The organism is Variovorax sp. P1_H12_2 (assembly GCF_056405335.1).
Genome location: NZ_JBFUCI010000206.1, coordinates 1 through 10,779, shown reverse-complemented (window position 1 = coordinate 10,779; position 10,779 = coordinate 1). Strand labels below are relative to the sequence as shown.

The window sequence follows — 10,779 nt, the reverse complement described above, 5'->3', positions numbered from 1 at the left end:
GACCAACACCGCTTTGCCGCAGATCAAGGAGGCCAAGGTGCGTCCGCTGGCCGTAACTTCGAAAGTCCGCCTGCCCCAGCTGAAGGACGTACCGACATTGTCCGAAACCGTGCTGCCGAACTTCGAAGCGTCGACCTGGTACGGCATCTATGCGCCCAAGGGAACGCCGCAGCCCGCCCTGGACAAGGTGCAGGCTGCGTACCTGAAGGTCATGACCGACAAGGCCTTCACCGACAAGATGGCCGAGCAGGCCATCCAGCTGCTGCCGGCCGAGCAGTACACCGGCGCGGCTTTGGGCAAGCACACCGAAAGCGAGGTCGCACGGTGGAAGACTGTCGCAGCCAAGACCAACATTTCCCTGGATTGAGCATGGGCGCATCACGCATCGAGCATGACGCCTTCGGCCCGGTCGAGATCCCTGCGGACCGCTACTGGGGCGCACAGACGCAACGGGCCCTTGGCGTCTTCGAGGTGGGCGAGGAGCGCTTTCCTGCCTGCCTGGTCAGGGCGTTCGGGCTGCAGAAGATGGCGGCTGCACGGGCCAACCAGCGTTGCGGCGCGCTGAAGGCCGAACTGGCAGAAGCGATCGCGACGGCTGCCGGCGAGTTGCGCGACGGCCGCTTCGACGCGCACTTCCCGCTGACCATCTGGCAGACCGGTTCGGGCACGCAGACGAACATGAACGCCAACGAGGTGATCGCGAACCGAGCCAACGAGCTGATGGGCCGGCCCCTGGGCACCAAGTCGCCGGTGCATCCCAACGATCACGTCAATGCTTCGCAATCGTCCAACGACAGCTTTCCGACCGTCATGCACGTGGTGACGGTGGTGGAACTGGAGCACCGCCTGAAGCCATCGCTCTCATTGCTGCGCAACAGCCTGCGGGAACGCGCCGTTGCCTTCGCCGATGTGCTGAAGATCGCGCGGACGCACCTGATGGACGCCGTGCCGATGACGATGGGACAGAGCTTCGATACCTTTGCACGCCAGGTCGCACACGGGATCGACCGGATCGACGCCACCATGCCCCGGCTTCTGTCGCTGCCGCAGGGCGGGACGGCGGCCGGCACGGGTTTGAACGCGCCGCCGGATTTCGACCTCTACTTCTGCGAGGAGATCAGCGCGCTCACGGGGCGCGACTTCTCGCCCAATGCATCGAAGTTCGAGGGCATGGCCGCGCATGACGCGCTGGTCGAAGTGTCAGGCGCGCTGAACGTGCTGGCGACTTCGTTGCTCAAGATCGCCAACGATGTGCGCTGGCTCGGGTCCGGGCCGCGTTGCGGGCTGGGCGAACTGAAGATCCCGGATGACGGCCTCACGAGTTCGATCATGCCGGGCAAGCGCAATCCGACGATCGCGGAAGTGCTGGCGCAGGCCTGCATGCAGGCCGTTGGCAACCACGCGACGATCACCCTGGCCAACGCGTCGGGCAATTTCGAACTGAACGTCGCGAAGCCCTTGTTGGTTGCCAACCTGCTGCAATCGATCCGCGTGCTCGCCGACGCATCGAGCGTGTTCGCCCGGCGGCTGGTGCTAGGAATCCAGGTGGATCCTGGGCGCCTGGCCGGCAACGTCGAGAACGCGTTGCTGTTGGTGACGGCGTTGAATCCGCACCTTGGCTATGACCAGGTGGCGCGGATTACCGCTGTGGCACTTGAGCAGGGAATCACACCGCGAGCTGCCGCTTTGCAGCTTGGGCTTCTGGACGAAGCGACGTATGACAGGATTGTGGATGCCGCAAGGATGGCCCATCACCAGTAGCCGCGCCCACCGTGGCCCGTTGTACGCAAGCCGCAATGCCCGCTCTTAAGACCATTTGCGGCCGCTCGGTGTGCTTCGTCGAAGGTCGGGACGGGGCCCTACCCCGCCTCCACCGGCGTCCGTCGTGCGGCCGGTGTGCAGCGGTTGCCATCCTTCCCTGCCGGTCGGTGAACTTACGCTGTGACGCCGGTTCCGGTCATCCCGGTGCCACAGGGATCTCGGCATCGACGACCGGATTCAAGGTAGTGCCAACGTAGCCGTGCTAAGCGGCGCCGAAACGGCCAAGCACGCGCCGTCAGCGCTAATCCCGTGGCCAATCGAAAGTCCGCTTCCATGAGTGCCGGAGTGGCGGTCCGGGCCCTCCGGAACTAATCGGCCCGGCAGCCATACTCGATCGAATGGTGCTCATCCCTGTTGTGCTGGTCCCCCTCGCGATATCGGGCGTATTCCCGCATACGTTGTTCGCGATTGCGATTCTTGACCCGACACTGGCCGTCATTGCATTGCTGATCCGCAACCGCGAGCGCGCACCGTCGGTGGCATCCTAGATTTCCCTTCCTGGCTCCGCTGGATCCGTTCATCGAGAGGGACCTCCCAGTGAAAAGATTTCTTGTCATCCTCGGCTTCCTGTTTGTGGCGGGCCTGGCTGTCGCGGGATTTCTCTATGTCACATTCCCGGTACAGATGTCGACCTACGGCGCCATGGGGCTCAACTTTCTCAAGTCTTTTGCTGCGCCGCCAGGGACGCTGACCACCGAAGCGAATTCAGCCTACAAGGCGCCTGGAGCTGCAGTGCCGTCGCCACCGCTGGCAGAGGCGGCGTGGCCCGGTGCAGCGGCCAGCGACTGGCCCAGCTACAACAGGACCCCGACCTCGCAGCGCTTCTCGCCGCTCGACCAGATCAACACGAAGAATGTCGGGAATCTGAAGATTCAGTGCGTCTACGAGGTCGGACAGATCACCGCCTTCGAGTCCGGCCTGATCATGGTGATCAACGCCCTGATCGGCTCCACGCAGTTCGACATCTTCTCGATCGATCCGGCCACATGCGCGGAGAACTGGCGCACGCACCTGGACTATCCCGCCGGCCTATTGCCTTCCAACCGCGGCCCGGCCTACATGGATGGCCTGCTGTTTCGCGGCACCCAGGACTGCCGGGTGGTGGCCTTCGATTTCAAGACCGGCAAGCAGGTGTGGGAGACGCCGATCTGCGACTCGAAACGCGGCGAGTCGGTGCCGTGGAACAACGCGCCGGGCATCCCGATCAGCGGCGGTGGGACCTGGACCTCGTACACGCTCGACATCAAGAACGGCTTGCTCTACGTCCCAGGAGGCCAACCGGCTCCCGACTTCGCCTCGGGAGCACGCGAAGGCGAGAACCTCTTCACGGACTCGGTGGTGGTCCTCGACGCCAAGACGGGCGACTTCAGGAACAACTTCAAGGTCGTGAAGAAGGACTGGCATGACTGGGACGTGTCTGCGCCGCCGATCCTGCTTCAGACCATGGCCGGCAAACAACTCATGTCGGTCGCGCCGAAGGATGGGCATCTCTACGGCTACGACCTCGCGGCCAGCCAGCTGCTCTACCGCGTGCCGATCACCACGATCGAGAATGCCGAGGGCGATTTCGCTGTCGACCAGAAAGTTCATTTCTGCCCTGGGCCGGTGGGCGGCAATGAATGGAGCACCCCGGGTTTCGACCCAATGACGAACCTCATCATCAGCGGCACCGTCGACTGGTGCGACACGGTGACGATCAAGACGGACGAGAGATTGCGCAAGGTGGCCGTCGGTCAGCCCTGGACCGGAATGGCCACCTTGAACCCGATCAACATGTTCGGCAAGGAAGACCGCACCGACGGGCATTGGGCCGGCTGGATCTATGCCAGCGACGCCGACACCGGGGTGTGGAAATGGCGGGCCAAGTCCAACTATCCCTTTGTCGCGGGCATCACGCCGACGGCCGGTGGGATCGTGTTCGTTGGCGACGTCGGCGGCAACTTCTATGCGCTGGATTCCTCCACCGGTCAGAAGCTCTGGGGTGGCCCGCTCGGAACGGGCGGCGGGATCGGCGGCGGCGTGATCACGTACACCGTCGAGGGGGTGCAGAAGGTGGCTGTCGCCGACAACTTCACGATGGCCGCGTGGCCGATAAAGCCGAGACGCGCAAGGATCGTCGTACTGGGTCTGGACAACGCATCGCCAGCCAAGTGACATGTCGCTGGCATTTCAAATGTGTGTCGACCTCATGACTCATAGAAGAGCTCGCGGCAGACGGATCTGAACGATCCGCCGGCGTTTCGGCAGATGGTTGTGCTGTTGGCCTGCCGGATAGCGGACGATCGTCATTGACGGGTCATGGCCGAAACCGTGAGTCTGCAGCCGATCCAGGAAGCGGTCTTCCGCCGAGCGCGGCCATCGCCCTTTCGGCATCCAGACGACCCCATGCGCGCCAGATCTGCCGCTTCAATGCGGCTGCCCCAGCTGCTCCAGAATGGCCGGATTCTCGAGCGTCGAGGTGTCCTGGGTGATGGCCTCGCCCTTGGCAAGGCTGCGCAGCAGGCGCCGCATGATCTTRCCGCTGCGGGTCTTCGGAAGATTCTCTCCAAAGCGGATGTCTTTGGGYTTTGCGATGGGTCCGATTTCCTTGGCCACCCAGTTGCGCAGTTCGGCGGCGACCTTGCGGGCCTCCTCTTCCGTGGCCGGGCGCCCGCGCTTGAGCACCACGAAGGCGCAGACCGCCTCGCCCGTCACGTCGTCGGGCCGGCCCACCACGGCCGCCTCGGCCACCAGGTCGGTCTTGGCGACCAGGGCCGATTCGATYTCCATGGTGCCCAGCCGGTGGCCCGAGACGTTGAGCACGTCGTCGATGCGCCCCGTGATGCGGAAGTAGCCGCGGTCCGCGCTGCGCACCGCRCCRTCGCCCGCGAGGTAGATCGTGCCGCCCATCTCCTCGGGGAAGTAGCTCTTCCTGAAGCGCTCGGGGTCGTTCCAGATGGTGCGGATCATCGAGGGCCAGGGCCGCTTGATCACCAGCATGCCGCCGGCGCCGTTCGGGATGTCCTTGCCGGTCTCGTCGACGATCGCGGCCATGATGCCCGGCAGCGGCAGCGTGCACGACCCCGGCACCAGCGGCGTSGCGCCCGGCAGCGGCGTGATCACGTGGCCGCCGGTCTCGGTCTGCCAGAAGGTGTCGACGACCGGGCAGCGCTCGGCGCCGACATGGCGGTGGTACCACATCCAGGCTTCGGGATTGATCGGCTCGCCCACGGTGCCSAGGATGCGCAGCGASSWCAGGTCCCAGTTCTTCGGGTGCACCTTCTCGTCGCTGTCGGCGGCCTTGATCAGCGAACGGATCGCGGTCGGTGCGGTGTAGAAGATCGAGACCTTGTGCTTCTCGATCATCTGCCAGAAGCGGCCCGCATGCGGGAAGGTCGGGATGCCCTCGAACACCACCTGCGTGGCGCCGGCGGCCAGCGGGCCGTAAGCGACGTAGGTGTGGCCGGTGATCCAGCCGATGTCGGCGGTGCACCAGAACACGTCTTCGGGACGGATGTCGAAGGTCCAGTCCATCGTGAGCTTGGCCCACAGCAGGTAGCCGCCGGTCGCGTGCTGCACGCCCTTGGGCTTGCCGGTCGAGCCGGAGGTGTAGAGGATGAAGAGCGGGTGCTCCGCGCCCACCGGCACCGGCGGGCATTCGCTCGCCTGGCCCTGGAGGGCCTCGGCGAAGGTCTTGTCGCGCCCGGCCTCCATGTGGCAGGCGGTCGCGGTGCGCTGGTAGACCAGCACGCTCTTGATCGATTCGCAGCCGCCCAGGGCGATGCCGTCGTCGACGATCGCCTTCAGCGGCAGTTCCTTGCCGCCGCGCAACTGGTAGTTGGCGGTGATCACGGCCACCGCGCCGGCGTCGATGATGCGTTCCTGCAGCGCCTTGGCCGAGAAGCCGCCGAACACCACGCTGTGGGTGGCGCCGATGCGGGCGCAGGCCTGCATCGCGATCACGCCTTCGATGGTCATCGGCATGTAGATGACGACCCGGTCGCCCTTGCGGATGCCTTCGGCCTTGAGCGCATTGGCGAACTGCGAGACGCGCGCCAGCAGTTCCTTGTACGTGACCTGGGTGACCACGCCGTCGTCGGCCTCGAAGACGATCGCGGTCTTGTGCTCGACCGGCGTGCCGATGTGCTTGTCCAGGCAGTTGGCCGAGGCGTTGAGYTCGCCGTCCTCGAACCACTTGTAGAAAGGCGCATTCGATTCGTCGAGCGTGCGCGTGAAGGGCTGGGTCCACACCACGTTGGCTTGCGCCTGGCGGGCCCAGAAGCCGTCGAARTCGTCCGCGGCTTCCTTGCAGAGCGCGTCGTACGCCGCCATGCTGGCGATGCGCGCCCCTTTGGTGGCCCGCTCGTCGGGCGGGAAGACACGGTTCTCGACCAGGACGGATTCGATCGTGGATGCGCTGCTCATTCTTGTCTCCTGTACCAAACGTGATGACGGGCGGTAATGTCGGGTTCGGCACTTACGGCCGACTGACGGCACATATTAACGACCCCAGCCTGCACAAGGCCTCATGGGGCAGCCCCTAGAATCGCGCGTTTACAGTTGTTGGCAAGTCCCGCCGAAACCTTTCGATGTCAAACGACGACACCCTTCTTCCGAATCGCGGCAAAGTCTCGCCGCTGCGTCCGCTCCCCAACCTGATCTTCGCCAGCCGCTGGCTGCAGCTGCCGCTGTATCTGGGCCTGATCGTCGCCCAGGCCGTGTACGTGATGCATTTCCTGGTCGAGCTCACGCATCTGGCCGAGGCCGCCTTCGGCAGCACGGATGCGCTCGAAGCCCTGGTCACCAGCATCGGCTACAAGACCGCCGCGCCGGTCACGACGCTGAACGAAACCGTGATCATGCTGGTGGTGCTGGCGCTGATCGACGTGGTGATGATCTCCAACCTGCTGATCATGGTGATCGTCGGCGGCTACGAGACCTTCGTCAGCCGCCTGAACCTCGAAGGCCATCGCGACCAGCCCGAATGGCTGAGCCACGTCAACGCCTCGGTGCTGAAGGTCAAGCTGGCCACCGCCATCATCGGCATCAGCTCGATCCACCTGCTCAAGACCTTCATCAACGCGGACAACTACACCGACCGCGTGCTGATTGCGCAGACCGCGATCCACATCACCTTCCTGCTGTCGGCGATTGCGATTGCCTACACGGACAGGCTGATGTCCCGGACCCTCGAAGACGCCCACTGACCTGCGGGAGCGCTCACGGCAGGCGCCCCGTCATGTTCTCCGGCACCACCCACTGGTCGAACTGCTCGGCCGTGAGGTGACCGGAAGCGATCGCCGCCTCGCRCAGGCTGCTGCCTTCCTTGTGCGCCTTTTTCGCGATGAAAGCCGCCTTGTCGTAGCCGATGTGGGTGTTGAGCGCGGTCACCAGCATCAGCGAGCGCTGGACCAGTTCGCTGATGCGCTCGCGGTTCGGCTCGATGCCCACGGCGCAATGGTCATTGAAGCTCACCATGCCGTCGGCCAGCAGGCGCACGCTCTGCAGGAAGTTGTGCGCCACCATCGGACGGAACACGTTGAGCTCGAAGTTGCCGGAGGCACCGCCGAAGTTGATCGCGACGTCGTTGCCGAACACCTGGGCCGCGAGCATCGTGACCGCCTCGCTCTGCGTCGGGTTGACCTTGCCCGGCATGATCGAGGAGCCGGGCTCGTTCTCGGGAATGCTGAGCTCGCCGATGCCGCTGCGCGGCCCGCTGGCAAGCCAGCGCACGTCGTTGGCGATCTTCATCAGGCTCGCAGCGAGGGTCTTCAAGGCGCCGTGCGCGTGCACCAGCGCGTCGACGCTGGCCATCGCCTCGAACTTGTTCGGTGCCGTGACGAAGGGCAACCCGGTGCGCTTCGCCAGTTCGGCCGCCACCTGTTCGGCATAGCCCTTGGGCGCATTCAGCCCGGTGCCCACCGCGGTCCCGCCCAGCGCCAGTTCGCACAGGTGCGGCAGCGCGGCGCGCACATGCGCCTCGCCGTGCGCAAGTTGCGCGACATAGCCTGAGAACTCCTGCCCCAGCGTCAGCGGCGTGGCATCCTGCAGATGGGTGCGGCCGATCTTCACGATGTCGGCGAAGTCGGTCGATTTCTTTTCCAGCGTCCCGCGCAGCCTGGCGATCGCCGGCAGCAGCTTGTGCGTGATCGCCTCGACCGCCGCGACGTGCATCGCGGTCGGGAACACGTCGTTCGACGACTGGCTGCGGTTGACGTCATCGTTCGGATGCACGAGGCGCCCCTCTCCGCGCTCGCCGCCCAGCAGTTCGCTGGCGCGGTTGGCCAGCACCTCGTTGACGTTCATGTTCGTCTGCGTGCCCGAACCGGTCTGCCAGACCACCAGAGGGAACTCGTCGGCGTGCCGGCCGGCGATCACTTCGTCGGCGGCGGCGGCGATGGCCTGGGTCTTCCTTTCGTCCTGGAGGCCCAGCGCATGGTTCACCACCGCCGAGGCGCGCTTGACCTGCGCCAGGGCGCGGATGATCTCGCGCGGCTGCCGCTCGCCGGAGATGTCGAAGTTCTGCAGCGAGCGCTGGGTCTGCGCGCCCCACAGCTTGTCCGCAGGGACCTCGATCGGGCCGAAGGTGTCGCGTTCGACGCGGGTCTGAGGGGATGTCGTCATGAAGGAACTCCTCTGTCAGGGATAGGGGATCGGCCGTTCACCGGGCGCTATGCCGAGTATCGCCTCGAACAAGAATGGCTCGCATTTGATCTGGCTGCGCAGCCTTGACTCTTCATGTCAAAAAGTTATAATCCACCTTCCCAGACGATCAACAAGTCATGTTGATCAGCCTGCACTACTCGCGGATCTCCGAATCCCGTCGCGGTGCAGGATCCTCTTGCGCCGGGTCCAGCCCGGCAACCGGCCGGTTTTTTTCCGGCCCCATTGCTACGCCACGCTCATCCAGGCGGCGCCCCTCGACCAGGCCCGCTGTTCTGCGAATGAAGCATCCGGTGGGCACGGGTTTCGTCGCCATGTCGTCTTCAGTGCCCATCGGCAGCCCTTGAGGCTCGCCGGGCCGCTGCGCGCGCGCTCCGGGGGACCCATCGGCTGATGGCGCGGCCGCCGTCGCCCTCGTGGGCGACGCCCTGTCCACCCTTCCTACAAGGAGCCCCGGCGTATGGCCAAAGGAATTCTCATCGATCACGTGTTCAAGGTCTTCGGCGACGAGCCGGAACAGGCCCTGGACCTGGTCCGCCAAGGCCTTTCCAAGAAGGAGATCCTGGCGCGCACCGGCCAGTCGATCGGCGTGTTCGACGCCACCTTCGAGATCCAGGCTGGCGAGATCTTCGTCATCATGGGCCTCTCGGGCTCGGGCAAGTCGACGCTGGTGCGGCTGCTCAACCGGCTGATCGAGCCGACCGCCGGCCGCATCGTGATCGACGGCGCGGACATCAACGAGCATTCCGACGCGAAACTGCGCGCGCTGCGCCGCAAGGACATCAGCATGGTGTTCCAGTCCTTCGCCCTGATGCCGCACATGACGGTGCGCGAGAACACCGCCTTCGGCCTCGAGCTCGCCGGCACCGGCAAGAAGGAACGCCTCGACCAGGCCGACCAGGCGCTGGCGCAGGTGGGGCTCGCCGGCTGGGGCGACAGTTACCCCGACGAACTCTCGGGCGGCATGCAGCAGCGCGTGGGCCTGGCGCGCGCGCTGGCCTCGGATCCGTCCATCCTGCTGATGGACGAAGCCTTCTCGGCGCTCGACCCGATCATCCGGACCGAGATGCAGTCGGAGCTGCTGCGCCTCCAGCAGGCCCAGCGCCGCACCATCGTCTTCATCTCCCACGACCTCGACGAGGCCATGCGCATCGGCGACCGCATCGCCATCATGAAGGACGGCCACGTGATCCAGGTCGGCACGCCGGACGAGATCCTGCGCAGCCCGGCCGACGACTACGTGCGCAGCTTCGTGCGCGGCGTCGATGCCGCGGCGGTCTTCAAGGCCGCGGACATCGCGCGCAAGTCGCTCACCGTGGTCTCGGAGCACGCCGACCGCGGCGCACGCGCGGCGCTCAAGCTGCTCGAGGACCAGGACCGCGACYACGCCTACGTGGTGAGCGCCGGCAAGCGCTACCTGGGCACGGTGTCGGCCGACACGCTGCGCGCGGCCCTCGACGGGCATTCGGGCCCGCTGGGCCTGCAGCACGCGTTCCTGGATGCGCTGCCGCCGATCGCGGCGGATGCGCCCGTGGCCGGCCTGTTCGGGCAAGTGGCACAGGCGCCGTGCGCCGTGCCGGTGGTGGCCGGCGACGGCCGCTTCTGCGGGGCCATCAGCAAGACCACGCTGCTGAAGTTCCTCGACCGCGACACGCCRCCGATGGAGCCCGCGACTGCCGTCGCCATCGCCGAAACGCTCTGACCCCGAAGGACCTCTTGATGAACGACACCGCACTTCCTTCCGAACTCGCCCCGTTGAATGACGCCGTGGCGTCGCCGCCGTCGCTGCCGCCGCAGACATCCATCGACCCCTGGGCCAGCGTCTCCGCGACGCCCGATGCGTCGGCGACCAGCAACTGGCTCGATGCACCGGCCCCGATCGACGCGGCCCGGCAACTGGCCGGTTCGGCCGATCCCGCGGCCGGCGGCTTCCAGCTGCAACGCCTCTGGGATGGCTCCATGCCCGTCGAGTCCTGGATCAATCAGGGGCTCGGCTGGGTGGTCGAGCACTTCCGCCCCTTTTTCCAGACCGTGCGGCTGCCCATCGACGGCACGCTGACCTGGGTGCAGGGCCTTCTCAACGGTCTCCCGGCACTGGCCATGATCGCGCTGATCGGCCTGCTGGCCTGGCAGTTCGCCGGCCGCAAGCTCGCCATCGGCACCGCCGTGTCGCTGCTGCTGGTGGCGCTGCTCGGCATCTGGTCCGAAGCGATGGTCACGCTGTCGCTGGTGCTGACCTCGCTGGTGTTCTGCTTGGGTGTCGGCCTGCCGATGGGCGTGCTGCTGGCCAGCAGCGACCGGGCCCAGCGCCTGATG

The 10,779-nt window shown here is 65.8% G+C and carries 9 protein-coding genes; 7 read left to right on the top strand and 2 right to left on the bottom strand.

From position 1 onward, the window contains the following. The 4 genes from AC1D2K_RS19985 to AC1D2K_RS19970 all read left to right on the top strand — a co-directional run. The coding region (locus AC1D2K_RS19985; RefSeq protein WP_478090572.1) for a tripartite tricarboxylate transporter substrate-binding protein at positions 1-367 on the top strand (367 nt) is incomplete at its 5' end. A 2-nt stretch (positions 368-369) separates the two neighbouring features. Further along, positions 370-1,761, top strand: coding sequence for a class II fumarate hydratase (locus AC1D2K_RS19980; protein ID WP_478090571.1), 1,392 nt, complete (start codon positions 370-372; stop codon positions 1,759-1,761). 398 nt (positions 1,762-2,159) lie between these two features. Further along, positions 2,160-2,309 (top strand): hypothetical protein, encoded by a 150-nt coding sequence (locus AC1D2K_RS19975; protein WP_478090570.1) that lies wholly within the window; start codon positions 2,160-2,162, stop codon positions 2,307-2,309. A 49-nt stretch (positions 2,310-2,358) separates the two neighbouring features. Beyond that, positions 2,359-3,975 carry an outer membrane protein assembly factor BamB family protein gene (locus tag AC1D2K_RS19970; RefSeq protein ID WP_478090569.1) on the top strand — a complete coding sequence of 539 codons (1,617 nt, stop codon included), beginning with the start codon at positions 2,359-2,361 and terminating at the stop codon, positions 3,973-3,975. Between the two features lie 252 nt (positions 3,976-4,227). Here AC1D2K_RS19970 and acs read toward each other — a convergent pair whose 3' ends face one another. Continuing rightward, positions 4,228-6,225 carry an acetate--CoA ligase gene (gene acs, locus AC1D2K_RS19965; protein ID WP_478090568.1) on the bottom strand — a complete coding sequence of 666 codons (1,998 nt, stop codon included), beginning with the start codon at positions 6,223-6,225 and terminating at the stop codon, positions 4,228-4,230. A gap of 164 nt (positions 6,226-6,389) precedes the next feature. Here acs and AC1D2K_RS19960 point away from each other — a divergent pair, with 164 nt between their 5' ends. Further along, on the top strand, positions 6,390-7,007 hold the full coding sequence (locus tag AC1D2K_RS19960) for a YqhA family protein (protein WP_478090567.1): 618 nt from the start codon (positions 6,390-6,392) through the stop codon (positions 7,005-7,007). A gap of 13 nt (positions 7,008-7,020) precedes the next feature. On the opposite strand, the gene fumC is transcribed toward AC1D2K_RS19960, so the two are convergent. Continuing rightward, complete coding sequence (fumC, locus tag AC1D2K_RS19955) at positions 7,021-8,424, bottom strand: class II fumarate hydratase (RefSeq protein WP_478090566.1); 1,404 nt, start codon at positions 8,422-8,424, stop codon at positions 7,021-7,023. A 499-nt stretch (positions 8,425-8,923) separates the two neighbouring features. Here fumC and proV point away from each other — a divergent pair, with 499 nt between their 5' ends. Both proV and AC1D2K_RS19945 read left to right on the top strand, forming a co-directional pair. After that, positions 8,924-10,165: a glycine betaine/L-proline ABC transporter ATP-binding protein ProV gene (gene proV / locus AC1D2K_RS19950; protein ID WP_478090565.1), complete on the top strand. Its 1,242-nt coding sequence runs from the start codon at positions 8,924-8,926 to the stop codon at positions 10,163-10,165. 17 nt (positions 10,166-10,182) lie between these two features. Beyond that, positions 10,183-10,779, top strand: a 597-nt coding sequence (locus AC1D2K_RS19945) for an ABC transporter permease (RefSeq protein ID WP_478090564.1), incomplete at its 3' end; no start/stop codon positions are given.